The sequence below is a fragment of the Synechococcus sp. WH 5701 genome, assembly GCF_000153045.1.
Lineage (GTDB): Bacteria > Cyanobacteriota > Cyanobacteriia > PCC-6307 > Cyanobiaceae > Regnicoccus_A > Regnicoccus_A antarcticus.
In genome coordinates this window covers 504538-528186 of the sequence record NZ_CH724159.1, presented here as the reverse complement: position 1 = coordinate 528186, position 23649 = coordinate 504538, and the positions used below count along the sequence as shown (strand labels likewise).

Below are 23649 nucleotides of genomic sequence, written 5' to 3'. Positions count from 1 at the left end.
ATTGCGCAATTCCTTTGTAGATTCATTGATTGCCACCCCCCGAAGGATGTAGCAAGGCTGGAATATCCTTGGTGGTCCAAGTATCTCAGTTACACCAGCGCCGGCACCCGGGCGGCCTCCCCCTGCCGGAACCGCAGGAGTGAGCTCTCACCCTGTCCCGTGTCAATCAGGTTGACGCCCCCTCAACCAGATTGTCGTCGGACACACCCTGGGCCTCCACCTCCACCGCGATGGTGGAGCCGGCTGGGAACGTGCCGGCCTGGATCGCCTTGGCGATCGGCGTTTCCAGTTCGCGCTGGATGGCGCACTTCAGCGGCCGGGCGCCGTACACGGGGTCGTTACCCACCGAAGCGAGCCAGTCGAGGGCTTCGCCATCGACTGGAGAGCCAACTTTTTGTCTTCGAGGCGCCATGCCAGGCGCTTCACCTGCTGCTCCACGATCTGGCGCAGTTCCTGCGCATTGAGCCTAGCGATCGCCCCATGTCGCGCCCCCATCCAGAGCGCTTCGCCGCCGGGGCTGGTCCCCCTGAAATACCGGACCAGGGGGTTCATGGCCCTGGTCGAGGATCCCGGCCACGGGTACCCGTGTCAGCTGGTGGGCAGCCGTTGGAGCCCGGAGCCAGGCGTTGGAATCAACAGCCAGCCGCTTGGAGCGGAGCTCCGTAGGAGCTGAAGACGGCATCGGCGCTGAGGAGGGTGAGGTCCTCGCTGATCGCCTGGGCGATGAGCAGGCGGTCGAAGGGATCACGGTGGTGCGGTGGTAGGTCCTCCAAGCAGAGGATGTGCCCAGGGGCGAGGGGGAGCCAATCGAAGCCGGACTCTTCGGTCCAGGCCAGAGCCTGGACGGCGGTAATCGGCATATCGCCCCGGCCGAGGCTGTGTTTGATCGCGATCTCCCAGAGCGATACCAGGCTCAGCAGCACCGCTTCTGCCCGGCTGTCGATCAGCTCCCGGCTGATCGGGCCAAGCCGTGGGTCATCCGCAATGGCCCAGAGGAAGGCATGGGTGTCCAGCAGGATCCGCATCAGGGCTGCTCGAACAGGTCGAGGGTCAGCGGATTGTGGTCGTCGATTGAGGCCGGCACACGGAAGCTCCCCTTGGCAACGCCGAGGCGGCGCTGCTGAATGGCTGGCCGCAGGGTGGTGAGGCGAGCCACAGGGCGACCATTGCGGGCGATCACCACCTCGCTTTGCTCACCGGTTTCGATGGATTCCACCAGACGGGACAAATGGGTTTTGGCCTCCAGCATGTTCACCACCGGAGTCGGGCCGATGGAAGGGGGGCGGGGCATGGTGGAGCCATCCAGGCGACCAGACCAGACTAGACCAGGCAGTCATCCTCTGAATGCTCCTGTTCACCCTCCAGAAAGGGTCACAGGACCTCCTGAATTACACCACTCAAAGGGGCTCTACCTGTTTCCACTGATTGAGTCAAGTTCCTAGATCGGAATCTCCCGCACCAGGTCCCATGTGCCCATGGTGCCGGACATGCAGAAGCGCGGGCGGCTTCAGGTCGGCTCCGTGGCCAATCTCACGATCTTCGATGCGGCCAAGGTCATCGACAATGTCGATTGGAAACCCGAAAAGGCCTCACTGCCGTCAACAGCGAGCGATTCGTTACGTGATCCTCAACGGCACGATCGTCGTCAAGCACTCCGAGCGGCCAGAAACCTGTGCAGGGCATCCATCACCCTGAGGACAGCTGAAGGGATGGTGTGTGGGCCGTAGATAGCTTGAAATCAGCCATCACCGTACCCGCCTTGATCAGCCCCGCCCCCGGGGCCTGCTTTCGCGCGAGATCGGCTGGCTGCGGGGGGAGCCGCTGCGGGGGCCGTTGCGGCGAGGTGCTGAGGCGCCAGGGCCACTGCGCTGGCCGCCGCCTCGGCGGCCGCCCTTGCCGCGACCACCGCTGAGATCCAGCGGTGGCGCCGAGTGGATCGTGGGCTCGAAGCCGGGGATCTCCGAGCGGGGCAGTGGGTTGCCGATCACCTTCTCGATCGCCCGCAGCAGTTCGTGTTCTTCGGCGGCCACCAGGGAAAGGGCATGGCCGCTCTGGCCGGCACGGCCGGTACGGCCGATGCGGTGCACGTAGTCCTCGGCGACGTTGGGCAGATCCAGGTTCACCACATGGGGCAGCTGCTCGATGTCGAGGCCGCGGGCAGCCAGGTCGGTGGCCACCAGCACCCGCAGTTCACCGCTCTTGAAGCTGGCCAGCGCCCGGGTGCGGGCCCCCTGGCTCTTGTTGCCGTGGATGGCCATGGCGGCCACACCCTCCTGGCTCAGACGCTCCGCCAGCCGGTTGGCGCCGTGCTTGGTGCGCGAGAACACCAGCACCTGCTGCCAGTCGTTGCTGCGGATCAGGTGGGAGAGCAGGTCGCCCTTGCGAGCCATGTCGCAGGGGTGCATCACCTGCTCCACCAGGGGCGCCGCCCGGTTCTCGGGTGTGGCCTGCAGCTGCAGGGGCTGATGCAGCAGCCCATGGGCCAGCTTGCGGATCGAAGGGTTGAAGGTGGCCGAAAACAGCAGGTTCTGACGCTTCGGCGGCAGCAGGGCCAGGATCTTCTGGATGTCGCGGATGAAGCCCATGTCAAGCATGCGGTCGGCTTCATCCAGCACCAGGATCTCGAGCCGGTCGAAGCGGATCGCGTTCTGCTGGTAGAGATCCATCAGGCGGCCGGGGGTGGCCACCAGCACGTCGGCGCCGCGGCGCAGCCGCTGCATCTGGGGATTGACCTTGACTCCGCCGAAGACCACGTCACCGCGCAGGTCGAGGAAGCGGCCATAGGCCTGGACGCTCTCCGCCACCTGGGCCGCCAGCTCCCGGGTGGGGGTGAGCACCAGGGAGCGCACCTGGTTGTTGCGGGCATGGGGCCCATGCCGCAGCCGCTCCAGCATCGGCAGGGTGAAACCGGCGGTCTTGCCGGTTCCTGTCTGGGCGGCGGCCATGACATCCCTGCCGCTGAGCACAGCCGGGATCGCCTGCACCTGGATCGGAGAGGGGCAGGTGTAGCCCTTGAGCGCGATCGCCTTGAGCAGTGGCTCGGACAACCCGAAGGAGGCGAAATCCTGGACCGGGCTTCCGGAAGGGGCTGGATCGGCCCCTGAAACGGGCGGGCTGATCTGCTCCTCTCCCGGAGCTGGGTGGGTCAGACGGGAAATCGGAGCAGGCCTCACAAGACACCTACCCTAAGAGAACGGGGCTGTGACGATGGGAACAGCGGCCAGGCCCTGGGATCCATGTCTTGATGCGGCGATGATTCCCACCCTCTCCAGCCGTGGTCGTCCAGGCAGCGCTGAAGCGGCCTACTGGCGCCGCCATCCACCCACCTCCTGGAAAGCCAGCCAGGCCCTGCTGCTGGAGGAGAGCATCGCTCAGCCGCAGGGGCTCGCGGAAGCTGAGGAGGTTGCAGACACTCTCTCCAGCCTGGTTGTCACGGAGCCGTTCGCAGAGAGATCTGAGGTTCCCGCTGCGTTTCAGGCCGCCACTGATCAAGGTGCACCCGATCAAGGTGCACCCGCTCAGACCCCACAGGCACCGATCCAGCAACCCCAGGCCGACGCAGCGTCCTGCGAGGGAGGCTGGCTGCCGCTGCTGGTGTGGGCTCTGGTGTTGCTGATCGATGGGGCCATGGCCCTCAAGGAGCTGGCCGGGCCATGGGTGGCGATCTGGCGTGAGAAAGCCCCCTGGAGCCGCCGAGAAGGACGGGCCCAGGGGGCCATCAGAGGGGGTTGGCCGGCGCCCATGGCCGGCCAGCACTGAGCGGCAAGGCTGCTTGCCTCTGGCTCAGCGAGCGCTGCCTGCTCCAGCAGGCACCTTGCCCACGCCCAGGGAACGCAGCTCCTGCAGGAGGCTCTGCAGCACCTGCTTGGCATCGCCGAACACCATCGAGGTCTGGGGCAGCTCGAAGAGATCGTTGCGGATGCCGGCGTAGCCCGAGCCCAGGCTGCGCTTGACCACGAACACCGTGCGCGCCTGATCCACCTCAAGTACGGGCATGCCGTAAAGGGGGCTGGCCGGATCGTTCTTGGCGCGGGGATTGACCACGTCATTGGCCCCCAGCACGATCACCACATCGGTGCGCGGGAAGTCGGGGTTGATCGCATCCATCTCCACCAGCTGGTCGTAGGGCACATCGGCCTCCGCGAGAAGCACGTTCATGTGGCCGGGCATGCGGCCGGCCACCGGGTGGATGGCGTAGCGCACCTCGATGCCGTGCTGTTCCAGCAGGCGGGCGAGCTCCTTGAGACTGTGCTGGGCCTGGGCCACGGCCAGGCCATAGCCCGGCACGAAGATCACCCGCTCGGCCGCCTCCAGGGTGAGGGCACATTCCTCAGGGCTGCAGGACGTGACATTGGTGTACTCCTCACGGCCGCCGGCATCACCGGCCTCGCTCGATGCAGCCCCCAGGGCGCCGCCGAACAGCACCGAGGTGAGCGAGCGGTTCATGGCCGTGCACATCACCTGGGTGAGGATCAGACCGGCGGCGCCCACCATGGCTCCCGCCACGATCAGCAGCTCGCTGCCCACCACGAAACCGGCGGCAGCCGCGGCCACACCCGAATAGGAATTCAGCAGCGAAATCACCACCGGCATGTCGGCGCCACCCACAGGCAGGGTCAGGCCCACGCCCAGAAGGAGGGACAGCACGGTGAGAGGAACCAGCGCCACGGCCATGCCCTTGATCACCAGCACGCAGCAGGCCAGGCAGGCCAGAGCCAGAATGATGTTCACGGCGTGGCGCTGGGGCCGCAGGGTCCAGGCGGGGGTCCCCAGCCACTCCTGCAACTTGCCCATCGCCACTAGCGAGCCGCTGAAGGTGATCGCGCCCACCAGCACCGAAACCAGCACCGACACCTGGCCCACGAGATTCAGCGGCGTGGGCAGCTGCACCGCACCGATCGCCACCAGCAGCGACGACATGCCGCCGCAGCCGTTGAAGAGCGCCACCGTTTCGGGCATTGACGTCATGGCCACCCGCAGGGCGAGCACGGCCCCGAGGCCACCACCGATGCCCAGGCCCAGGAGCATCCAGGGCCAGCCACCCAGTCCCTGCTGCAGAAGCAGGCCCACCACCGCCAGGCCGAGCGCCAGGGCGGCGAGGCCATTGGCACTGCGGGCGGTGCGGATCTTGGCCAGGCCCTTGAGCCCGAAGGCCAGCAGCAGCACCGAGCCCAGTTCGATCGAGAGTTCAACCATCAGTTCGCCTCCCTGCGGCGGAACATCGCCAGCATCCGATCCGTCACGAGAAATCCACCCACCACGTTGAAGAGGGCAAACCCCAGGGCGACGGCACCGATCAGCTTCAGGGCTGGGGTCGGGGCCTGACCGATCAGGGCCAGGGCCGCCAGCAAGGTGATGCCGCTGATGGCATTGGCTCCTGACATCAACGGGGTGTGCAGGGTGGGAGGCACCTTGCCGATCAGTTCCAGCCCCAGCAGGCTGCCGAGCACGAGCACCCAGAGGGCGGCGGTGCCACTGAGATGACTGCTCATGCCGCCACCTCCTTGAGGCTGGGCCACAGTTCGGGGCGGCGACAGGCGCCCTGGTGGGAAATCAGGCAGGGGTCGAGCAAAGGATCCTCGGGATTGAGTTGCAGGCCGTCGTCAGAGAACAGGGGCTCGAGGAAGGCGGCCAGGTTGCGCGCATAGAGGGCGCTGGCGTGGTGGGGCACCGAAGCCGGCAGGTTGGAGGAGCCGATGATGCGCACCCCGCCGATCTCCACGGTGCGATCGGGCTGGCTGCCGGCGCAGTTGCCGCCGGTCGACACCGCCAGATCGACCACCACCGAGCCGGGCCGCAGCGCCTTGAGCATCTCCTCGGTGATCAGCAGCGGCGCAGGTCGTCCTGGCACCTGGGCGGTGGTGATCACCGCGTCGGCTTCCGCCAGATGGTTGGTGAGCTGCTGGCGCTGGGCCTCCAGGAAGGCGGCGCCGGCCTCGCGGGCATAGCCACCGGTTTCACCCGGCGCCTCACGGCTGGGAGGATCGATGAAGCGCGCGCCCAGGGATTCCACCTGTTCCTTGGCGGCAGGCCGCACATCACTCACCTTCACCACCGCGCCGAGGCGGCGGGCCGTGGCCACCGCCTGCAGACCAGCCACGCCGGCTCCGAGCACCAGCACCTTGGCGGGCTGCACCGTGCCAGCGGCGGTCATCAGCATCGGGAAGAAGCGATCCAGTTCGGCGGCCGCCAGCAGCACGGCCTTGTAGCCGGCGATGTTGGCCTGGGAAGAGAGCACATCCATCGACTGGGCCCGGCTGATGCGAGGCAGCAGCTCCAGGGCCAGGGTCGAGAGGCCACGGCTGCTCAGCCGCTCGATCAGGGCCCGGTTCAGATAAGGATCGAGCAAACCCACCAGCAGGGAGCCGGAAGCCAGCCGCTCGAGCCCGCCGCTGCCGCCGTCGCTGTCCTGGACCGGCGGTTGCACGCAGATCACGAGCTCAGCCGCGCTCCAGGTGTCTGGGCAGCCCTTGGCCACGATCGAGGCGCCGGCTTCGATGAAGGCCTCATCGCTGAATCCGGCCTCCAGGCCCGCGCCCGATTCGATGAACACCTCGGAGTTCTTCGCTACGAGCCGGCGCACCGTTTCTGGTGTGGCGGCGACACGCCGCTCGCCCTCCCGGCTTTCCGCAGGAACCAAGACCCTGACCACAGACGACTCCAGCGGCTCTCACTCTCTCTATTGATGGTCAGGGCGCTGGAGGGACGCAAGTCAGCAGTGAACGTTGTGTTCAAGCCACCACACAGGCACTGGTTCCGCCCTGTCTGCCGCGGCGATGGCGGCCCACTGTCACGAGGGCTACCCCAAAGCGGTCATGCGTTGCCTAGCAAGTGTGGGCAACTCTGAGCTGTTCCCAGCCATGGCCTCCTTCACGATCACCCTGGAAGACGGCAAGTCGTTCAGTTGCCCTGACGACCAGTACATCCTTGATGCCGCCGAGGAGCAGGGCATCGACCTGCCCTACTCCTGCCGCGCCGGGGCCTGCAGCACCTGCGCCGGCAAGATCCTCTCCGGCAGCGTTGACCAGTCGGATCAGAGCTTCCTCGACGACGATCAGATCGGCGAAGGCTTCGCCCTGCTTTGCGTCAGCTACCCACTCGCCGACTGCACGATCAAGCCCAACGTCGAAGACGACCTCTGAAGCCGGCGCGGAGGCACGGCCCCCAGGCCTTCAGATCGCCTCCAGCTCCCGGTAGGCCGCCGTCCAGGTGGCCTGATCGAGCCGCTCGATCGCCTCCTCGGCGCTGGCGGCTCGGCTGGCGAGGCCTTCGTGCACCGCCGCCAGTGCCACGGCTTCCGCCACGGCCCGCGACACCGCCTGCACCTGGGTGAGTTCGGGCATCAAGGGGGCTTCCGGATCCCGGAAGGCCGGAATGCGGTCGGCCAGGGCGTCGAGCCCGGCATCGATCATTCCCTCACTCACCTGGGTGGCGCCCACCGCCACGCTGGCGAAGCCCAGGCCGGGGAAAAGGAAACAGTTGTTGCACTGCCCGATCCGGCGCAGGCTGCCCTGCCAGCTCACCGGCTCGAACGGGCTGCCACTGGCCACGAGGGCCCGTCCTCCTGTCCAGGCGTAGAGATCAGCGGGGGTCGCTTCCGCCAGGCGTGTGGGATTGGAGAGGGGCAGGATGATTGGCCGCTCCACAGCCGCCGCCATCGTGTCCACCACCTCGCGGCTGAAGGCCCCGGTCACGGTGGAGGTGCCGATCAGCACGGTGGGTTGAATCGCGCGCACCACCTCCAGCAGGCCGATCCGGCCCTGCGTGTCGTGCTCGAACAGCGAACGCTCGGAGGGATCCCTGGCCAGCGCCAGGGCCATGGGGGAAAGGCCGGGCTGATCAGCCAGCACCAGACCCTCCCGGTCGATCGCCCAGATGCGGCGGCGCGCCTCCGGCTCACTCAATCCTGCCCTGGTGAGCAGGCGCACCAGCCCCTCGGCGATGCCACAACCGGCCGTGCCAGCCCCGAACACCACGATGCGGTGGTCCTCCAGAGGCAGGCCGGCGCCGTGGGAGGCCGCTTTCACCACCGCGCAGGCCACCCCGCGGGTGCCCTGGATGTCGTCGTTGAAGCTGGGCAATTGCAGTCGGTACCGCTCCAGCAGCTGGTGGGCATGGCCGGTGCCGAAGTCTTCCCAGTGCAGCAGCGCACCAGGGAACTGGCGCTGCAGGGCCTCCACGCTGCGGGCCAGGAAGCGGTCGTAGTCGAGACCATCCAGGCGCGGGTGGCGCCAGCCGGGATACAGGGGGTTCTCCAGCAGCTCGACACGATCGGTGCCCACATCCAGCACCAGGGGCAGCACCCGGGCGGGATCCAGCCCGGCGCAGAGCGTGTACACCGCCAGCTTGCCCAGGCAGATCTCGATGCCGCCGATGCCCTGATCGCCGATGCCGAGAATTCCCTGCGAATCAGTGATCAGAATCAGATCCACCGGCCCGGTCGCCGCCTGGCTCAAGACCGACTCGATCCGCTCTAGATCGGGCGCCGCCAGAAACACACCGCCGGAGGGCGTGCGGTAATCGAGGCTGAAGCGCTGGATCGCCGCCCCCACGGTGGGGGTGTACACGATCGGCATCACCGCCTCGATGTGATCCGCCAGGAAGCGATGGAAGAGGGTGAGATTCGCCTGGCGCAGGGCCACCGCGAAGCGGAACCTCTCCAGGTCGTTCCTCAGGCTGAGGAAGGCCTGCCAGTGCCTCTCCACCTGGGTCTCCAGGCTCTCCACGGCGTGGGGCAGCAGGCCTTCGAGCCCGAACGCCCGGCGTTCCTGGCGGCTGAAGGCCGTCCCCTTGTTCAGGCAGGGATCGGCGAGAAGATCGCGGCCCCGCAGGCGGGTGCTCAGGGAAGACGTTGGACGGGCCAGGAGGATTCAGCAACCTGGCAGCGGAGCGTAGGCCAGGGGCTCAGAGCAGGCGCATCACGCAGCCCACCAGGGCCATCACCAGCAGCACTGTCGAAGCGAGGAAGCTGATGGCGAATCCCGCCCCCCGCTGCTCCGGAGCCCGCAGATAGCCCACGGCATAGAGCACACGACCCAGCACCCAGATCGCCCCCAGCACCGAGGCCGCAGTGGCGTTGGAGACCAGGACCGCCAACCAGAAAGCCGGCAGGAACACCACCAGCTGCTCCAGGGTGTTCTGCTGCACCCGCACGGCCCGCTCAAAGGCCGGCGGTCCGGTCATCAGCGGCGGCTTCACCCCATCGCGCAGCCGCGCACGGCCCACCTGCATGGCAGTGGCCTGAAAGGTGATCACGGCCAGCAGGGTGATGAGCCCGGGAAGGGGGGCAATGGTCATGGAGCTCAAATTCAGCCCAGCGACCCACCATGACCCATGGCGGCCACTCCAGCCAGGACAGCCACCATCACCACCATGGCGATGACGGCCCAGGAGACATGGCTGCGGGCTTCCATCACAGGTTCGCTGCCCTGGATCGGCATTTCCTGGGCATAGAGATTGTCGTGGTTTTCAAGATCGTGGGTATGCATGAGGGGGTCCATCAGCTCCCTCCAGCGTGGCCGCTGCTGACGGGCCTTGCCTCTGAACGCCAGCACTTGTGACAGAGCTTTGCCGATAGTGATCGCCGCGCCGGGCGTGGCCTCAGCGCAAGGTGCTGATCAGCCCTCGACGCCGCAGTTCCCTGGCGAATTCACTGGAGAGCCGGTCTCTCGCCAGAACGGCACGCCAGCGGCCGTACCAGTCGAGGCAACGGAACAGCACCCAGGTGAGGAACAGAACCTGCAGGAAGGGTTTCAGGGTCGAGGAGGCCGGGCTCTGATTCGAATTTAGGCAGACGCATGGGCCCTGTCATCAGCCGGATCGAGGGTCCAGAGCGCCAGACCGCCACCACGGCCCCGGGCCGCCAACCAGCCCTGGTTCACACCGCCGCCGATCAGGGCGAAGAAGGGCAGCCCAGAGGCCCGTTGCTGATCAAATGGAAGCTGCTGGGGCAGAGCACGATCGAGGGCCCGCCAGGGGCCCAGCGCCAGACGCAGACGCTCGAAGCGGAACAGCAGCAGGGGCCGCTTGCCCTCCAGCCGAGCCTGGCCGGCAAAGGTGAGCTCAACGCCCCCCAGCTGAACGCTGTTGCGGATCGCCAGCTCCTCGCCGGGGCCGGGGGCTTCGATCACCAGCCTTGCCCCGAAGGCCCGCAGGAGCCCGCTGGCCAGATCCGCCGGCCGCTGGGATCCCCTCGGCCAGGTGCGCTGCAGGCGCCAGCTGCCGATCAGCTGGGCGGCCTCAACGGCACCTCCCTGTCTGCGACTGATCGCCTCCATCCTCAGCAGATCGGCCGCGTCAGGAGTGCCAGCGAGTGTCGGGTCCATGCGTTGGTGTCGTGTGGGGGCTCAGGCGGAACCCAGCCTGGCCGAGATCTCCATCGGCCTGCGCAGGGCCTGGGGTCAGTTCCGGTCCAGGCCCCATTGCAGGAGCTGGCAAGCCCGCTATGACCAGCCCCCTGCAAGGGAACGATGGGGAGGCGAATCAGAGCTGAAACAGGCCTTTGGCACCCAGGGCCCTTGGCCCGGGCTTGTGCCCGTACCTTCGCCGCGGCGATCACGTTGATGGCCGTGGAGGGCGCCATCGCCCAGACCGGCAGCGTCCTGAGCCTCAGGCGCAGCTCACGCACCCTGCCCGCCACCGGAGATCCCGTCTGGCAGCTGCAGCTGACGGTTCCCGGCCAGAAGACCTACAGCTTCGAGGCCGTGGTGGGTCGGGCCTCGCGTCAGCAGGCCGACCGTCACCGACTGGGCAGCCAGGCACCCCTGCCGGCGGGGCGTTACCGGCTCACCGAGGTCAGTGAGATCAGACCGGAAGATCCGGTGGAACTGGGGCGGGTGCTCTGGATCGGGCTGGAGCCCCAGTTCCCCACGGCGCGCCGCGCCCTGGGCATCCATCACGATCCCAGTGCCGGCATGGGCCCCGAAAGTGGCACCGATGGCTGCATCGGCCTGATCCGCGGCAGCGACCTGCTCAGCCTTGCGGCGCTGCTGGAGCAGAGCGGCACCCACGATCTGGTGGTGATCCAGTGAGGGGCGCGCGCCACTGGGAGGCATAGGCCCCGCGGCCATCGAGGGCGGCGGCTCCGCAGCGGCAGGCCAGCGCCAGGGCGCTTGAGCGCTCCCAGCCAGCTGCCAGCCCCGCCGTGAGCCCCGCGGCAAAACTGTCGCCGGCACCATAGGCATTCACCGGGGGATGGCTACGCTCGATCGCGCTGAAGCGACCTCCAGGCACGGTGAAGCCCCCTTGCTCGGCTTCGGTGCCTACATAAAGGTGAGGAGCGGGGCAGAGATCGCCGGCGCTATAGCGCTCGCCGGGATCCCGGGCACTGCCGATCAGCGCGTCGAGCTCCACGGCAGCCGCCTGCAGCACCGGCAGGCGCACCCGGGGGGTGGCCGCCAGCAGCCGCGCCCGGCGTGCCAGCCGCAGGGCGGCCGGATCGGCGGCGGTCACGAACACACCGTCGCAGGCAGCCAGCTCCGCCCAGGGCAGGGGATCGCTGGCGGCGGGCGCGAGCCGCTCGCCGATCACGGTGATGGTGCGCTCCCCGCTGGCCTCCACAAAGGTGATCGCCCGGCGGGTTGGGGCCTCGCGCCAGGCCACATGCAGCTCCAGTCCCATGGCCCGCAGCTCAGCGGCAGCCCGCTCGCCAAGGGCATCGCGGCCCAGGGCCGTGAAGAAGGCCACCGGTTGGTTCGTGAGCCTGGCGAACTGGGCGGCCACCACAGCACCGCCACCGGCAGGTTGCTCCAGTGTTTCGAGCGCGTGCTGGATCTGACCGGCCGACGGCAGGTGCTCCACCACCACAAAGCTGACCCACTCCACGTGGCCGACGACCGCCAGACGCAGCGACGGCAGCGGCGGCAAGGGCGGCAGGCCCGGCTGCTCGGCTGGGGCGGCAAGTGACATCCAGGCTCAGCGGGTGCTCCAGGATGGCTGCTCACCACGGCTTCGCCGCTGCCATGGCCCCCAAGGAACGGTCCGCCACCACCGTGAAACTTCAGATCGCCGGTGCGGTGTTTCTGCCACTGCTGCTACTGGGGTTATGGCTGAATTCGCTTGGTTTCTTCAGCTCACCGCTGCCGGGAGGCTGACGAGCCGGGCCTGATCTCCCTCAGCTCGCTTGATCAGTCGCCTCCAGGGAGGCGAGATAGCGCTTGCGTTGACCCGACGCCCCGGGCTCCTCGCGGCGGCTGGGCCGTGTGCTGCCCAGTTGGCTGGAGTCCTGAGGGAGATGGCTGAGCTCGGGGATGGGCTGAGATTTGGGCATGGCCGAATCGTAGGGGGACTGGCAGTACAGACCAAGGCAGATGTTCCCCGCAGGTTCTGCTCCTGACCGTTGCCATCCCGCCGTGGGCACCTGCTGGGGGGGAGTCGTCTCCGGGATCGACCTCGACCTGATCGGCATCGCCCTGCTGGACATCCGCGACCTGGATCAGGTCAAGGAGGAGCTGGTGAAGGTGCTGTTGCTGGCCCTCAGCGGTTACCTGGTGGCGAGCCGCGGAGCAAACAGGTCTCCCCTGAACTGAATGCCGATGATCGATGGAGGGCATCACTTTCCAATGGCACAAGTTGCCTTTGGCATTAGCTTATGAAGAAGAGTGTGAATTCCTTGGGGCTCGCTGGGAAACCCGCTGGTAGGTTGAAGAAAGAAGGCACTCCAGCTCCATGTCATTACGTCACCATCTGCTGCGCGGCCTGTTGCGCGGCGGGCTCGCCATGGCGGCGGTCACCACCACGGTGATCCTGAGCGCCGGCGAGGGGAAAAGCGAGGTTCTCTACACCCTCACCACCCAGTGCAGCCTCAAGGGCGAGCCCGCCAAAGCCTGCATTGTTGAAGCGGTCGATGAGGGCGAGTCGACCCTCTACCGCCACAAGATCGGCGGGGAAGTGATGACAGTCCGGGTGCGTGATCAACCCGTACGCATGGATCTCTGGTCGAATGACTCCAAGTCATGGACAAGCCTGAAGCGAGCCGAAGCCCGCTTCTCCACCAACACGGTTTGCTTCAACGGTAAGGATCTGTGTGTCGTCAACCCCAATTATCTCAACAGCGTCGTCCAGGACCGCCCCGCCCTGATGAAAGACCGTAACCATGTGATGGTCCACTTCGGCAGCGACGGACGTGTCGATGCCAGCTGCTACGACGACGGCTGCGATGTGGTGCGCAAATGAAAGGACTTGCGGGTTTAAGCTTCTTGCTCACTGGCGTTCTTGCCTTCCCCACAGGTGCAGCCCTGGCACTGGACACACCCCTTGGTGGCAGCCAAGGACCAATCAGTCCTGAGTTGGTGGCCCGTGGAGGTGGTCGTGGAGGGGGTGGAAGTCGTGGCGGTGGCGGCGGCAACCGTGGTGGTGGCAGCCGTGCCCGCACCGGCATCAGCGGCGGTGGTGCCAGCCTGAACCGCGGCAACAGCCGTCCCAGCGGCGGCTGGAGCAACAGGGTGTCGTCCCCCTCGGCGCGGCCATCGATCCAACGGCCCTCCGGCGGCAACAACATCGGCCGTGGGAACATCAATACCAGCGGAAACCGCAACATCAACCGCGACGGCAACAGATCCGTCAATCGCGATGTGAACCGGAACGTCAACCGGAATATCAACCGCGATGTCAATCGGAATGTCAACCGGAACGTGAACTGGGACGCGAATCGGCGTGTCAACATCAACAATGTCAATGTGAATGCCGGCTGGGCTCGCCCGGGCTGGGGCGTGGCGCGGCCATGGAATCACGGTTGGTACGGCGGGTGGTCGTCTCCCACCTGGGGATGGTGGGGGGCCAGAGCCGCAACATGGGGTGTGGCCTCCCTGGCCACGGCAGCCATCATCAATAGTGCTGTCGACAACGCGGTGAGCAGCAACACCACCTACATCGTGGTGCCCAACACCAATTACCAGTTGCTCTACGGCTCGGTTCAGCCCTCCGGCTCCCAAGGGGTCAACTTCGCCGTGACCGCCGATGGAAGCACCTACCAGCTCTCGGCTGATTGCAACCGGGGCCTGCTGGATGGCCGCGAACCGAGCAGCTCCGCCGAAGCGGAGCTGCTCAATGCCGCTTGTCAGGTGGCCTTCGGCTCCGTCTGAGCCTCCACAGCGTGGGACAGGGCCTGATGCAGTCTCTGTCCAGCGTGATCATCGGGCAGCAGGCCGGGGCACTGGCGCCGATGGCGACACCGAAGGCCAGAGCCATCGGCAGGGCGATCACGGCAGCGGTTAGGCCACCGAAGAAATCACCACGGATCCTATGGCGACCGATGTAGTTGAAGATGCGCTACTCCTGCCTGGCCGAGCGAATGAAGCAAAAGAAAGCATGCAATAACAAGCGAAGCAAGAATCAAAGAAGCAGGATAGCCAGCACCCAATGGGAAAATTCGCTCGGGCCATTAAGAGAGCAAATGATAAGCAGTTCAGCCCGTTGCAACTGTCCGAAACTGGATGATGGGTTTTCCTGCGCTCAACCCACAGGAATCGCTGGCACCACAGAGACGCACAAAGTATCGCTCTCCATTATCTTGAACCACGGCCAACGCACATCTTGGCCATGGCATCAAAACATAGGATCAAAGTACGAAGATCAGCCCAGATCAGTTCTGGCGCAAAGTAGGCATTCAGCACCATAAATAACTGCAGGCTGCCCGGATTCGCCCATCGCCTGATCAGGATTATGGTTCATGCAGGGAGTTGCCAATCCGCTCCGCCAGTAGCAGGCAGGCATCCATCTCGGCCCAGAGCAGTTCGCGCCGCTGGGCATCGACGGCGTAGGACCGCCGGTGCAGATCCCTGCCCAGATAGCGCAGGGCATCACAGATCCGTCGCCAGTCCTCGTGGGTGAACTCTGGCGGTTGCCGCGCGGTGTCATCCATCGAGGCTGAATGATCGAGAGGTTCAGCCATGCGCCATGGGATGGATCCAACAGACCACTGTACCGTTGAGTTTCCAGCCAAAACTCAGACATGGGGAGCTCAGCAATGGCGCGGCAAGGGTTCCGCTGGATCGCGGCTTCGTCGCTGGGACTGGCCGGACTGCTGCTGGGTGCCCAGGCCATGGCCGCGCCCTTCAGCTATGACCCCGTTTCGTTCACCAGCTTTGCCAACAGCCGCATGAAAGCTCAGGGCAAGGATGTGGTCTTCCGCAACCTGGCCCTGTGCCGGCGTGATGGATCGAGTAGCTATCGATGCCTGGAGGGAGACGTGCTCCGGCGTGAAGCCGGCCAGCCAGGGCGCGAGCTCTGCAGATTGCGCTTAGTTGGCTACCACCCAGCCACGCGAAGCATCAACTACGTGACCCAGGGTTGTATCAAGAAAACAGATCAGCAACGACTCAAGGAACAGTCTGAGAAGTTATTGCTCAAGGGGCTCGACGTGCTGGAAAACCTCAATCCATGAGCAGCTGATCTCTCCGCCTTGAGCAGGCACACCACAACGTCCGCTCGGATCAGTGAGCAATGGACCACCTGAGATTCGAACTCCGGACCAATCGGTGGTGCCAAATTGTAAAACAGGCAGATCCATTGCTATGACCAGTCTGTATTGACCAACTGACAGGACCCTGGCTATCCCATTCCAGTCTTACTGGTGGACCAAAGCATTCCGGGAGTCAGCGTGAGCGTTACTGACTGGACAGCCTCCTTCCCCATTCGGACTGCTGGAACCCCTCACCCTCCGCAGGTTCCGCGACACATGGGCTCAAGACTGGCCTGGCTGCCCTCCAAGAGGGAGGTAGAAGCTCCTCGCAGCTTCGCCTTTGACATTGACGATCAGAGCGTAGCCGCCCACAGACTGACTAACTTGCAGGCAGCGCAGGTCCCTGGCCAGTCGACTCATACGGAAGAAGAAGGAGGTCGGATAGGGAGGCTGTATTCAACCCACCCTTTTTCTACTTCCCTACGATGGCAGTTAAAGCCTCGAGAAAATGTTCAGCAAAACGGATGAAACTGAAGCAGGCCTAAGCCGCACAGACCAAGACCTTTTAGGCATCATCCACCAAGGTGAGATTATGCAACATACTGAACAATCTTATGCGGACCCAAATAAGATACTGGGACTCAATGCGCCTGTCCAAGAACCCATACCATCATAGGGGTTCGGCAGTGCTGGCCTCAGGGCCCAGCGCCCTTATGCTGCTAGAGGAAGAGGAGGGGGATGTTATGCGGATCCGTCTATTCAGCGCTCGAAGAATGTGTCGTCCATGATGGGTGCCAGCAAGGCAGCGTTGCGTTGCTGTAGCCAAGCGGCTACAGTTGGTTCATCGTTGAAGTCCGCCAGACAGAGCGCTTCGTCCAATGGCTTGAGGGTTTACGTGATCTGAGGGCCAGGGCGAAGGTTCAGGCCAGGATTGAACGCCTCATCTGCGGCAATCCTGGTGACGTAAAGCCCGCTGGGGCCGGCGTTTCGGAGTTGCGGATCAACTATGGCCCAGGACTCAGGGTCTACTAGCTGCAGAGGGGATCTGCATTGATCATCCTTCTGGCTGGTGGAGGCAAGACCTCACAAGTCAGGGACATTGATGAGGCCCTTCTGCTGGCAGACAATCTGACTGAGGAAATCTGATGAAAATCATGACCAGCCCCTACGACGTTGCCGAGCATCTACGAACTCCGGAAGAGATGGCGGCTTATCTCGAGGCATGTATTGAGGAGGCGGATGGGGATGTGGCCTTCATTGCTAAGGCACTGGGTGACATCGCACGGGCACAAGGTATGACCAAGGTGGCCAGGGATTCAGGGTTATCCAGAGAAAGTCTCTATAAGGCATTGTCTGGAGAGCGCAGTCCGAGTTTTGACACCATCCTCAAGGTCGTGTCGGCCTTGGGCCTGAAGTTGAGCGCTAGTGTGAGAAGTGAAGCGGAGGTAGCCTGAGTGTTGATGGCGAAGCGAAGGCTCGGAGAGGTTGCCTGAGGAGAAGCGACACCTTTGAACAAGCCCCTTGAGTGGACAGGCCGCGATCAAGTCTGCTTCGATAGCAATAGTTTCTTGTCCGCCCCCCAGGGGCAGCGATAGCCGGAGCAGATCGCCGCTTTATGGTACACAGCTTATCCACGACAAGCGCATTTTCATTAGTATATCTAAAAACAACTAGAGCAAGTTACGCTTAAAGCACTGGTCGCCTCATGCCTACACGTGATCGCCTGCAGCCTGCCATCAAAAAGTAGTCAGTCGAGACAATGTCGTGAACAACAAGGTGCACGCACGTGTATCAAAAGCGAACAATCAAAGTCTCGAGCGCGCCTCGTAGAAATGAAATCAAGCCCTCTGAATCTCCGCAAAGGTCTCGATCAGAACACTTGCACGGGCCATGACCCCCGCTACGGGAGCGATAGATACGCCTTTGAGTTCTGGTCGGCAGCGCCGCAACCGAGCCGTGGCACCCTGTGGCTGCAGCTGGGGCGGCTGGCAGCCTGCCTGTGTTGTGATCCCGCTCTGCAGACACCGTGTCCGAAGGCTCCCGTTCTCCCGTTTCCCCGGCTCCGGTGGCGCTCGAGGCCGGGCCCACGGCGGAGCTGCTGGCCTGGGCCGCGGCAATCGAGAGCAGCGACGCCACCACCCTCGAGAAGGCCCGTCATTTCGCCACTCGCCTCGGCGCCCACTGGCAGCCTGGCGGGCTCACCACGATCGGCTTCTGGACTCCGGAGCTCGCCGGGGACCTGATTCAGCCTCGCAACATCCTGCTGGAGGTATTCACCCCGCTGGAGTCGATGGATCCCAGGCGCCCTGAGCAGACGGTGCGCTTCCAGCGCGATGCGGTGCAGCTGGAGAAGCAGGGGGACTACCGCTGGGGAGTGGTGAGCGGCCTGCGCGCCGGCGACGCCGACACGATCGGCTCGCTCTATTGGCTGCGCTACCTCTCCCCCGACAGCAACGACGTGCGTGTGGTGGGTGATCCCCTGGCAGTGTCCTATCCGTTCGGGGTCCAAGCCCCTGCCGAGGTCTACGACCTCGAGGGGCTGCAGCGGCGCCGCGCCGACCGTGCCTACTACGAGGCGATGGCCGCCGAGCTGGCAACCCAGCCAGTGGACGAGCATGGCAGCAGTCCGTCGGTGGTTGAGATCCCTGCGCCCGGCAACATCCTCCAGCTGCATGTGCGCACCGCCTCCCCGAACAGCTACATCTCTGGTCTCACCGCCCTCTTCCAGGAGCTGGCCGGCAAAGTGCGCACGGGTTTGCCCCTCACCCCCGCCGAGACCAATCTGGTGGGGTACGACGCCGTGCAGCTGCTGCCGATTGAGCCCAATGTGGAGCCGAGGGCCGGCACGGCTGACGACGACGATACTTTCAGCCTGCGGCCCGACGACGAGAGCAGCCTGGATCCCGAGACCGAGGGGATCCTGAGCACCCCGGGGAGGGTCAAGGTGAGGCTGCGCCGCCCCGAGCTGCAGAACTGGGGGTACGACGTGCTGATCTTCGGCAGCGCCGCCACCAATCCCGCCCTGCTGGAGACCCTGCGGCCCGATGAGCTGGTGGACTTCGTCGCCGAGTTGCACAACTTCCCCACCGGCCCGATCCGACTGATTTACGACCTGGTGTACGGCCACGCCGACAACCAGGCGGCGGATCTGCTGAATGGGCGTTACCTCAAGGGGCCGAACATGTACGGCCAGGATATGAACCACCAGAACCCGGTCGTGCGCGCGATCCTGCTGGAGATGCAGCGCCGCAAGGTCAACACCGGTGCCGATGGAATCCGCATTGACGGCGGCCAGGACTTTAAGTACTTCAATCCGCTCAGCGAGCGGGTGGAGTACGACGATCCCTATCTCCTGGCCATGGGTGATCTGGTGCAGGAGATCGGCCCTGCCCGCTGGCGACCCTTCGTGATCTACGAGGACGGCCGCCCCTGGCCGGCGGAGGGCTGGGAGGAAATCTCCACCTACCGCGATCTGGTGGACCTGCGCCCGGATGCCTACCAGTGGGGACCGCTGATCTTTGCCCACAACACCCCGGCGTTGCAGGGGTTCTGGGCGCATAAGTGGCGGCGGGTATGCGAAATGACGAAGTTCGGCTCGCGCTGGGTCACCGGCTGCGGCAACCACGACACCCTGCGTCGCGGCACCCAGGTGGCAGCGACGCAGGCGATCAACCTTCGGCTGGGCAGCACGCTGCCGGACGTGCTGGCCAATGCCTACGACAACCCGGCGATCGGAGCGCTCAACTACGGATTCGCTCCGGGCTTGCCGATGGACTTCATCCACTGCCTGATGCGAGCGCCCTGGGGATTCTTCCGCAACACCGACGACCGCTACGGCGTGAAGGTGGTGGCGGAGGAGGGGCCAGGATTTCTCAACTGGCAGATCAGCCCCGAGCAGTTCCACGATCCCAGCCTGTTTCCGACCCTCAAGCAGCTGGGGTTCACGGAGTTCGATGCGCTGCGCCAGTTCCTTGCCGCCCTCGGCGAGGCGATCGCGACCACCGACTACGACCTTGAACGCATGGTGGCGGCGTGCCAGAGCGTCGCGCCGGCCGATGCCGACGGCGATGCCACGGTGCTTGATGTGGCCTGGTTGAAAGCCTTTTCCCGCCGCTTCATGGAGGACATGCACGCGGCCTGCAACATCTGGCGGCACGAAGATCGGGTGGAGCCCGTGCAGGCGAACTTCAACCTCGCCCTGCGCCAGTTCCGTCGGGCCCGGCCCTGGCTGGGCGAAAATCTGGCGGGCAGCGACGACCGCCTGGATCTGCTCACCACACCCACCACCACGATCTTTTATGGATTGCGGCGGGCACCGCTGCAGGCGGAACCTGCCGCCAGCCAGGTCACCTCCGGCGACGGGTCAGCGGTGGCCCTGGTCGCCCATATGGGCGGGGAGGCAATGGCCATCCGCCTGCCGGAGTTGTTCCCGGATCAGACAGCCGGCTGGAATCTGCTGCTGGGCTCTCCGGGGCTGGAGATCTCGGGCGACCAGCTGCTCGGAGCGCCGATCACCCTGGAAGACAGCCAGGCCCTGCTCCTGGAGCCGCTGGCTACCGCGCGATCCGGGGATCCGTAACCGAAACAGCTGCCACATGGCTCTCGGTGGGCTGATGTGAGGCTGAGTCAAACTGACGATTCGATCCTGAAGGCTTCTGGTGTCTGAGTGATGCAGGATCTTTTAGTGCCTCACCAGCTCACTGATCACCAACAACTTGCGATACCCATGGCGACCAGCCGTTAAAACTCTTGCGCCGGAGGCGATCTTGTGATCTTCAGGAAGCACTGGATACAACCCGAACTCCTTGTGACTGCTCATATCTCGATTCCGCTACTTAGCCTCTTAGTTCGGCTCTAGACTTTGCGCAGACTCGTCTCCGTAGATCATCTAAGAGCACCTCGAAAAATTGTCGCCACACCCTGGCAACCTGTTAAAGACACAATAGAATTGGTTCAGTTGAATACAGCTGAATGGGACAGCGTGGATTCTGGCATGAGAAGAAGCGTATCGTATCCACAGCCTTGAACAGAAGAAGCCCTCGTTAGCGACCTTATCTGAGACAATTCCATGGGATGCCTTCAGGCCGCTGCTCGAGCAGGGTTAGAGCCATGAACGCGAGAACAACGCTGGAAGGAGGCGGATTGATCAACGCCAACAGGGTGATAACTAGAGCGATTAATATCTTCCATTAAATCAGAATCAGGAGTTTTTTAGCTGGGGGAGCACCATAATCAGCGGGGAAAAAGAAACTGGAATTGTGCCCTCAGGGTCCAATCCCCTGCTCCGCTGGGCTTGACCACATTCCAGTAAGCCTGAAGAGTGGCGTTCACTTTCTGCTCACCGATTGCGAACACCCTGCCAACACCACCGCCGATGGGAACCGTCCATTCTTCGTCCCCCTCGGGGGCTTGCCAATTGGAGGTGATGATCGGAGCCGACACCAGGTACCACCCCTTGGGCAGGTTGTAATTCAGGAAAGGCTGCACCAGGAACTGATTGACCGACTGGCGATCACTGGCCCCGGCAAACGACCAGACATTGTTACCGACGGCGCCGAAGACCATGTGCTTGGTGGTGACCACCACCACAGCGGCTGGGCCTGCGCTCCATTTACCCTGGCCGGTGAGCGACTGTGTGGCCGTAGGAAGAACAAATGTAGGCCCGAGGCCCCAGGTGATGTTGCTGTTGGTTCTTGGGCTGAAATAAAACTGGGGATTGATGTCCCCAAGGCCAAACTCACCTGTATTCCCTGATGCCGAAGTGGGTTGATAGATGAATGGAACAATCGTGCGGGTGACCAACAGCAAATCCTTGCTGAGTGGAACCGGTATGACCGGTTGAATGTTGAGAACATTCTGGGTTCGCTTTCCCAGCGGTCCGTAACCGAAAATGGTGTTGTTCTGAAAGGGCAGACTGATCAGGTTGGCGATCGGATTCTGTGCTGCCTTGGCAAGTGCTGCCGCTGCTTCCTCTGTCGATTTGCCATCGCCCGAATCCGATGCACGTTGCTCGCTCTCTGGCGAAGCCTGGACCAACGACGCAGGGGTGGAGTCCTGATCGACCGTCACGGTCTGATCGAGTGTCAGGAGTTGAAGAAAGGGCGCAGGGATGCCCGATGGATCAGCGGCCTTGGACTGGCTCGAAGGATTGGGACTGGCGATTGCCGCAGGTGTCAGTGCGAAGGACAACAGCAAGAGAAAACGCTTCATCTCGGCCGACAGTTTTCAAGGAGAACCACACCTGCAGCAAACCAGAACTCGTGCAATCAACTTCTTGGCGCATTGGGAAAGCCTGACAATCGCCAAGGCAATGATTGCAAATTCCAGGCAACTCTAAAAATGCCAAACGGGATTGCATCAATTGCATTCCCCATGGGCTTGACATTCAGCGCAGGTGCAATGAAGTTTAGCGTGGCTTTGATGGCCTTGGCATTAGGCTTTGCGATGGCTGCGCCAAGAATCTCAGTCCTGGCGAAACAACCGGAAGCCTCACCAGAGTAGGCGAAGGCCATCGAGGACTGGACTGATCCCATGGCGGTTCAGGCCGCGACCTACGGCGCCCCGCTCTTCGCCATGTACAGCCTGCGCTCCACCGTGGCCGTTGGCCCTAAGCCCAAGGCGGCACCCAACAGCATCTGGCGCATGGAGGACACCTCCACGCCACAATTGGCCACTGAATCGGGCTACGTATCACCGAACTTCGATGTGATCGATGGCTTTGGCTTTGCTGATCTTGGGGCCGAACCCGTCATCCTCACCGCGCCCGACTCCGGCAGTCGCTCCTGCATGATCGAAATTGTCGACATGTGGACCAACGCTTTCGCCTATCCGGCTGGCGGAGCCTCCGGCTACACAAGGACGGCAAGTTTGCCCTTGTAGGACCAAGCTGGAAGGGAGAGTATCCGGCAGCTCTCGCAATACAAGGATGGCGCTGCGCCGAAGCCCATCGCCTACGGCTACGAAGTCTCGAAGTTGAAGCCGGAGGTAGCCACCAGCCACATGGAGTTCGACGACCCTCTGCAGTTCTGGTCGATCTTTTCGGCAGCCATGAATGAGAACCCGCTGCCGGCCAGCCAGATCAACGCGCTGCTGCAGTCGTTCAACTATCTCGGCATTCAGCTGGGCAAGCAGTGGAAGCCGGAGAACGTGAATCCGATGATCCTCGGCCAGATGAAGAAAGCGTCCTCCCAGATCGGAGATTTGGCGCTCGGCACCATGCCGCTGGCGGGGACGCTGAAGAACAGCTGGGTCATTCCCCGCCAACACCGGCTTCGCTGGTACGGATTACAAGTCACGCCTCGACGTGGCGGTGTTCGGGCTGACGGCGAACACAACCGGGCAGTGGTTGGTGCCTAAGGACAGAAAACAGCCTCATGCTGGATCCGCCTGACACCGTGTGACTGTCTCAGGCACAAGAACTGAGCCGATTCAGAACCTAGAAAACCTGCTGAGTACTTGGTTTTTGACTGAGATCCCAGTCGTTGCCAAAGATGGGTCGCCTGAGATTCGAACTCAGGACCAATCGGTTAAAAGCCGAGTGCTCTACCGCTGAGCTAGCGACCCGCCCTGGTGGGCTGCCCTCGCGGGCACCCCTGGAACGTATCACCCAGGGGGCACCTCCTCCAAGGGAGCATGGTCGGGTCATCAGGGGGCCCTGATCCCCCGTTGCCCCCGTGACGCCATGTCTTCCTTTGTCTGGCCCGAGCCCAGCGTTCACCCTGAAGCCTGGGTGGCCCCCTCAGCGGTGCTGATCGGGGATGTGAGCCTCGGCCCAGGAGCGAGCCTCTGGCCGATGGCCGTGGCCCGGGGCGACCTCTGCAGCATTCAGATCGGGGCCAACAGCAACGTCCAGGACGGAGCCGTGCTGCATGGGGATCCAGGCCAGCCGGTGCTGATCGGCGCGGGGGTCACCATCGGCCACCGTGCCGTTGTCCATGGAGCCACCCTGGGGGATGGCTGCCTGATCGGCATCGGCGCCATCGTTCTCAATGGGGTGCAGGTGGGGGAGGGAGCACTGGTGGCCGCAGGGGCGGTGGTGACCAGAGACGTTCCCGCCCGCACCCTGGTGGCGGGAATCCCAGCAAAGGCCAAGCGCAGCCTCAGCGAGCTCGAAGCCGCCGAGCAGCTCCAGCACGCCCTGCGTTACAGCCAGCTGGCCGCTGCCCATGCCGGCCGCGGGACCTGAATGCTGCGATTTGGATCAACCGCTCAGGAGCCCTTCTGAGGCGGCAGCGGTTGTCCGTAAGATC

General features: G+C 64.1%; 29 protein-coding genes, 1 tRNA gene and 2 pseudogenes. 14 read left to right on the top strand and 18 right to left on the bottom strand.

Annotated elements, in window-relative coordinates:
• Positions 1 to 89: 89 nt before the first annotated feature.
• From WH5701_RS16620 to WH5701_RS03590, 4 genes and pseudogenes are all read right to left on the bottom strand, one after another.
• Positions 90 to 465 (bottom strand): annotated as a pseudogene (locus WH5701_RS16620) (hypothetical protein); the annotation flags it as partial.
• A gap of 167 nt (positions 466 to 632) precedes the next feature.
• Positions 633 to 1025: a type II toxin-antitoxin system VapC family toxin gene (locus WH5701_RS03600; protein ID WP_006170579.1), complete on the bottom strand. Its 393-nt coding sequence runs from the start codon at positions 1023 to 1025 to the stop codon at positions 633 to 635.
• Complete coding sequence (locus WH5701_RS03595; RefSeq protein ID WP_006170578.1) at positions 1025 to 1291, bottom strand: type II toxin-antitoxin system Phd/YefM family antitoxin; 267 nt, start codon at positions 1289 to 1291, stop codon at positions 1025 to 1027. The genes WH5701_RS03600 and WH5701_RS03595 overlap by 1 nt, the downstream gene beginning before the upstream one ends.
• Positions 1292 to 1763: 472 nt before the next feature.
• Entirely contained in the window at positions 1764 to 3047 is a 1284-nt protein-coding gene (locus tag WH5701_RS03590) for a DEAD/DEAH box helicase (RefSeq protein WP_006170577.1), read from the bottom strand.
• 205 nt (positions 3048 to 3252) lie between these two features.
• On the opposite strand from WH5701_RS03590, the gene WH5701_RS03585 reads away from it, so the two are divergent.
• The gene (locus WH5701_RS03585; protein WP_006170576.1) at positions 3253 to 3759 is read left to right on the top strand and encodes a hypothetical protein; all 507 of its coding nucleotides are present in this window, start codon (positions 3253 to 3255) and stop codon (positions 3757 to 3759) included.
• A gap of 24 nt (positions 3760 to 3783) precedes the next feature.
• Here WH5701_RS03585 and WH5701_RS03580 read toward each other — a convergent pair whose 3' ends face one another.
• From WH5701_RS03580 to WH5701_RS03570, 3 genes are read right to left on the bottom strand one after another with little or no spacing between them, the layout of a single operon-like run.
• Positions 3784 to 5196, bottom strand: a complete 1413-nt coding sequence (locus WH5701_RS03580) for an NAD(P)(+) transhydrogenase (Re/Si-specific) subunit beta (protein WP_006170575.1) — start codon at positions 5194 to 5196, stop codon at positions 3784 to 3786.
• Complete coding sequence (locus WH5701_RS03575; protein WP_006170574.1) at positions 5196 to 5492, bottom strand: NAD(P) transhydrogenase subunit alpha; 297 nt, start codon at positions 5490 to 5492, stop codon at positions 5196 to 5198. The genes WH5701_RS03580 and WH5701_RS03575 overlap by 1 nt, the downstream gene beginning before the upstream one ends.
• Complete coding sequence (locus WH5701_RS03570; RefSeq protein WP_006170573.1) at positions 5489 to 6640, bottom strand: NAD(P) transhydrogenase subunit alpha; 1152 nt, start codon at positions 6638 to 6640, stop codon at positions 5489 to 5491. Before WH5701_RS03570 ends, WH5701_RS03575 begins: the two co-directional genes overlap by 4 nt.
• A 220-nt stretch (positions 6641 to 6860) precedes the next feature.
• Here WH5701_RS03570 and WH5701_RS03565 point away from each other — a divergent pair, with 220 nt between their 5' ends.
• Complete coding sequence (locus WH5701_RS03565; RefSeq protein WP_037980199.1) at positions 6861 to 7142, top strand: 2Fe-2S iron-sulfur cluster-binding protein; 282 nt, start codon at positions 6861 to 6863, stop codon at positions 7140 to 7142.
• A gap of 30 nt (positions 7143 to 7172) precedes the next feature.
• Here the strand turns inward: WH5701_RS03565 and WH5701_RS03560 are convergent, their stop codons facing one another.
• The 4 genes from WH5701_RS03560 to WH5701_RS03545 form a co-directional block, all read right to left on the bottom strand.
• Positions 7173 to 8843 (bottom strand): NAD-dependent malic enzyme, encoded by a 1671-nt coding sequence (locus WH5701_RS03560; protein WP_255346390.1) that lies wholly within the window; start codon positions 8841 to 8843, stop codon positions 7173 to 7175.
• 61 nt (positions 8844 to 8904) lie between these two features.
• Positions 8905 to 9297: an MAPEG family protein gene (locus WH5701_RS03555; RefSeq protein WP_006170570.1), complete on the bottom strand. Its 393-nt coding sequence runs from the start codon at positions 9295 to 9297 to the stop codon at positions 8905 to 8907.
• Between the two features lie 11 nt (positions 9298 to 9308).
• Positions 9309 to 9488: a hypothetical protein gene (locus tag WH5701_RS03550; RefSeq protein ID WP_037980197.1), complete on the bottom strand. Its 180-nt coding sequence runs from the start codon at positions 9486 to 9488 to the stop codon at positions 9309 to 9311.
• 297 nt (positions 9489 to 9785) lie between these two features.
• Complete coding sequence (locus WH5701_RS03545; RefSeq protein ID WP_006170567.1) at positions 9786 to 10325, bottom strand: hypothetical protein; 540 nt, start codon at positions 10323 to 10325, stop codon at positions 9786 to 9788.
• A gap of 192 nt (positions 10326 to 10517) precedes the next feature.
• Here WH5701_RS03545 and WH5701_RS03540 point away from each other — a divergent pair, with 192 nt between their 5' ends.
• Positions 10518 to 11030, top strand: a complete 513-nt coding sequence (locus tag WH5701_RS03540; RefSeq protein WP_037979543.1) for a L,D-transpeptidase family protein — start codon at positions 10518 to 10520, stop codon at positions 11028 to 11030.
• On the opposite strand, the gene WH5701_RS03535 is transcribed toward WH5701_RS03540, so the two are convergent.
• Positions 10972 to 11907, bottom strand: coding sequence for a PfkB family carbohydrate kinase (locus WH5701_RS03535; protein ID WP_006170565.1), 936 nt, complete (start codon positions 11905 to 11907; stop codon positions 10972 to 10974). The two genes, WH5701_RS03540 and WH5701_RS03535, sit on opposite strands and share 59 nt — an antisense overlap.
• 23 nt (positions 11908 to 11930) lie before the next feature.
• Between WH5701_RS03535 and WH5701_RS17950 the strand changes: the two genes are divergently transcribed.
• The gene (locus tag WH5701_RS17950; protein WP_006170564.1) at positions 11931 to 12092 is read left to right on the top strand and encodes a hypothetical protein; all 162 of its coding nucleotides are present in this window, start codon (positions 11931 to 11933) and stop codon (positions 12090 to 12092) included.
• A gap of 20 nt (positions 12093 to 12112) precedes the next feature.
• Here the strand turns inward: WH5701_RS17950 and WH5701_RS17465 are convergent, their stop codons facing one another.
• A complete protein-coding gene (locus WH5701_RS17465; protein WP_006170563.1) occupies positions 12113 to 12268 on the bottom strand; it encodes a hypothetical protein in 156 nt (51 codons plus the stop codon).
• Positions 12269 to 12350: 82 nt separating this feature from the next.
• Here WH5701_RS17465 and WH5701_RS17460 point away from each other — a divergent pair, with 82 nt between their 5' ends.
• The 3 genes from WH5701_RS17460 to WH5701_RS16615 all read left to right on the top strand — a co-directional run bounded on the left by WH5701_RS17460 (position 12351) and on the right by WH5701_RS16615 (position 14081).
• Entirely contained in the window at positions 12351 to 12527 is a 177-nt protein-coding gene (locus WH5701_RS17460; RefSeq protein ID WP_006170562.1) for a hypothetical protein, read from the top strand.
• 139 nt (positions 12528 to 12666) lie between these two features.
• Positions 12667 to 13173: a hypothetical protein gene (locus WH5701_RS03530; protein ID WP_006170561.1), complete on the top strand. Its 507-nt coding sequence runs from the start codon at positions 12667 to 12669 to the stop codon at positions 13171 to 13173.
• Positions 13174 to 13289: 116 nt separating this feature from the next.
• Positions 13290 to 14081: a hypothetical protein gene (locus WH5701_RS16615; RefSeq protein WP_156776519.1), complete on the top strand. Its 792-nt coding sequence runs from the start codon at positions 13290 to 13292 to the stop codon at positions 14079 to 14081.
• Positions 14082 to 14659: 578 nt separating this feature from the next.
• Here the strand turns inward: WH5701_RS16615 and WH5701_RS03520 are convergent.
• A complete protein-coding gene (locus tag WH5701_RS03520) occupies positions 14660 to 14860 on the bottom strand; it encodes a hypothetical protein (protein WP_156776518.1) in 201 nt (66 codons plus the stop codon).
• Between the two features lie 90 nt (positions 14861 to 14950).
• Here WH5701_RS03520 and WH5701_RS03515 point away from each other — a divergent pair, with 90 nt between their 5' ends.
• The 4 genes from WH5701_RS03515 (at position 14951) to gghA (ending at position 19979) form a co-directional block, all read left to right on the top strand.
• On the top strand, positions 14951 to 15382 hold the full coding sequence (locus WH5701_RS03515) for a hypothetical protein (RefSeq protein ID WP_006170558.1): 432 nt from the start codon (positions 14951 to 14953) through the stop codon (positions 15380 to 15382).
• Between the two features lie 861 nt (positions 15383 to 16243).
• The gene (locus tag WH5701_RS18305; RefSeq protein WP_255346389.1) at positions 16244 to 16432 is read left to right on the top strand and encodes a type II toxin-antitoxin system RelE/ParE family toxin; all 189 of its coding nucleotides are present in this window, start codon (positions 16244 to 16246) and stop codon (positions 16430 to 16432) included.
• Between the two features lie 113 nt (positions 16433 to 16545).
• Positions 16546 to 16854, top strand: a complete 309-nt coding sequence (locus tag WH5701_RS03510) for an addiction module antidote protein (RefSeq protein ID WP_006170555.1) — start codon at positions 16546 to 16548, stop codon at positions 16852 to 16854.
• Positions 16855 to 17426: 572 nt separating this feature from the next.
• The gene (gene gghA / locus WH5701_RS03505; protein WP_006170554.1) at positions 17427 to 19979 is read left to right on the top strand and encodes a glucosylglycerol hydrolase; all 2553 of its coding nucleotides are present in this window, start codon (positions 17427 to 17429) and stop codon (positions 19977 to 19979) included.
• Between the two features lie 27 nt (positions 19980 to 20006).
• On the opposite strand, the pseudogene WH5701_RS17455 reads toward gghA, so the two are convergent.
• The 3 genes and pseudogenes from WH5701_RS17455 to WH5701_RS17450 all read right to left on the bottom strand — a co-directional run.
• Positions 20007 to 20174, bottom strand: a pseudogene (locus WH5701_RS17455) (IS5/IS1182 family transposase); the annotation flags it as partial.
• 458 nt (positions 20175 to 20632) lie between these two features.
• On the bottom strand, positions 20633 to 21610 hold the full coding sequence (locus WH5701_RS03500; RefSeq protein ID WP_006170553.1) for a hypothetical protein: 978 nt from the start codon (positions 21608 to 21610) through the stop codon (positions 20633 to 20635).
• Between the two features lie 56 nt (positions 21611 to 21666).
• Positions 21667 to 21912 carry a hypothetical protein gene (locus tag WH5701_RS17450; RefSeq protein ID WP_156776516.1) on the bottom strand — a complete coding sequence of 82 codons (246 nt, stop codon included), beginning with the start codon at positions 21910 to 21912 and terminating at the stop codon, positions 21667 to 21669.
• A 19-nt stretch (positions 21913 to 21931) separates the two neighbouring features.
• Between WH5701_RS17450 and WH5701_RS03495 the strand changes: the two genes are divergently transcribed.
• Together WH5701_RS03495 and WH5701_RS03490 are read left to right on the top strand one after the other, a co-directional pair.
• Positions 21932 to 22279 carry a DUF1254 domain-containing protein gene (locus WH5701_RS03495; RefSeq protein WP_006170552.1) on the top strand — a complete coding sequence of 116 codons (348 nt, stop codon included), beginning with the start codon at positions 21932 to 21934 and terminating at the stop codon, positions 22277 to 22279.
• A gap of 120 nt (positions 22280 to 22399) precedes the next feature.
• Positions 22400 to 22756 carry a hypothetical protein gene (locus WH5701_RS03490; protein ID WP_006170551.1) on the top strand — a complete coding sequence of 119 codons (357 nt, stop codon included), beginning with the start codon at positions 22400 to 22402 and terminating at the stop codon, positions 22754 to 22756.
• A 135-nt stretch (positions 22757 to 22891) separates the two neighbouring features.
• Here WH5701_RS03490 and WH5701_RS03485 read toward each other — a convergent pair.
• Positions 22892 to 22963, bottom strand: a tRNA-Lys gene (locus tag WH5701_RS03485).
• A 118-nt stretch (positions 22964 to 23081) separates the two neighbouring features.
• Here WH5701_RS03485 and WH5701_RS03480 point away from each other — a divergent pair.
• A complete protein-coding gene (locus WH5701_RS03480; protein WP_006170550.1) occupies positions 23082 to 23585 on the top strand; it encodes a gamma carbonic anhydrase family protein in 504 nt (167 codons plus the stop codon).
• Positions 23586 to 23649 lie beyond the last annotated feature (64 nt).

Excerpts from the sequence above, each read along its gene's own strand:
- WH5701_RS17950 (WP_006170564.1), top strand. The coding sequence starts at position 11,931 with ATGGCTGCTCACCACGGCTTCGCCGCTGCCATGGCCCCCAAGGAACGG.
- WH5701_RS03510 (WP_006170555.1), top strand. The coding sequence starts at position 16,546 with ATGAAAATCATGACCAGCCCCTACGACGTTGCCGAGCATCTACGAACT.
- WH5701_RS03535 (WP_006170565.1), bottom strand. The coding sequence starts at position 11,907 with ATGTCACTTGCCGCCCCAGCCGAGCAGCCGGGCCTGCCGCCCTTGCCG.
- WH5701_RS03495 (WP_006170552.1), top strand. The coding sequence starts at position 21,932 with ATGGCGGTTCAGGCCGCGACCTACGGCGCCCCGCTCTTCGCCATGTAC.
- WH5701_RS03555 (WP_006170570.1), bottom strand. The coding sequence starts at position 9,297 with ATGACCATTGCCCCCCTTCCCGGGCTCATCACCCTGCTGGCCGTGATC.
- WH5701_RS03530 (WP_006170561.1), top strand. The coding sequence starts at position 12,667 with ATGTCATTACGTCACCATCTGCTGCGCGGCCTGTTGCGCGGCGGGCTC.
- WH5701_RS03515 (WP_006170558.1), top strand. The coding sequence starts at position 14,951 with ATGGGGAGCTCAGCAATGGCGCGGCAAGGGTTCCGCTGGATCGCGGCT.
- WH5701_RS03580 (WP_006170575.1), bottom strand. The coding sequence starts at position 5,196 with ATGGTTGAACTCTCGATCGAACTGGGCTCGGTGCTGCTGCTGGCCTTC.
- WH5701_RS03575 (WP_006170574.1), bottom strand. The coding sequence starts at position 5,492 with ATGAGCAGTCATCTCAGTGGCACCGCCGCCCTCTGGGTGCTCGTGCTC.
- WH5701_RS03565 (WP_037980199.1), top strand. The coding sequence starts at position 6,861 with ATGGCCTCCTTCACGATCACCCTGGAAGACGGCAAGTCGTTCAGTTGC.
- WH5701_RS03550 (WP_037980197.1), bottom strand. The coding sequence starts at position 9,488 with ATGCATACCCACGATCTTGAAAACCACGACAATCTCTATGCCCAGGAA.
- WH5701_RS03600 (WP_006170579.1), bottom strand. The coding sequence starts at position 1,025 with ATGCGGATCCTGCTGGACACCCATGCCTTCCTCTGGGCCATTGCGGAT.
- WH5701_RS03500 (WP_006170553.1), bottom strand. The coding sequence starts at position 21,610 with ATGAAGCGTTTTCTCTTGCTGTTGTCCTTCGCACTGACACCTGCGGCA.
- WH5701_RS03545 (WP_006170567.1), bottom strand. The coding sequence starts at position 10,325 with ATGGACCCGACACTCGCTGGCACTCCTGACGCGGCCGATCTGCTGAGG.
- WH5701_RS03480 (WP_006170550.1), top strand. The coding sequence starts at position 23,082 with ATGTCTTCCTTTGTCTGGCCCGAGCCCAGCGTTCACCCTGAAGCCTGG.
- WH5701_RS03490 (WP_006170551.1), top strand. The coding sequence starts at position 22,400 with ATGGAGTTCGACGACCCTCTGCAGTTCTGGTCGATCTTTTCGGCAGCC.
- WH5701_RS03595 (WP_006170578.1), bottom strand. The coding sequence starts at position 1,291 with ATGCCCCGCCCCCCTTCCATCGGCCCGACTCCGGTGGTGAACATGCTG.
- WH5701_RS17465 (WP_006170563.1), bottom strand. The coding sequence starts at position 12,268 with ATGCCCAAATCTCAGCCCATCCCCGAGCTCAGCCATCTCCCTCAGGAC.
- WH5701_RS17450 (WP_156776516.1), bottom strand. The coding sequence starts at position 21,912 with ATGGCCTTCGCCTACTCTGGTGAGGCTTCCGGTTGTTTCGCCAGGACT.
- WH5701_RS03520 (WP_156776518.1), bottom strand. The coding sequence starts at position 14,860 with ATGGATGACACCGCGCGGCAACCGCCAGAGTTCACCCACGAGGACTGG.
- WH5701_RS03585 (WP_006170576.1), top strand. The coding sequence starts at position 3,253 with ATGATTCCCACCCTCTCCAGCCGTGGTCGTCCAGGCAGCGCTGAAGCG.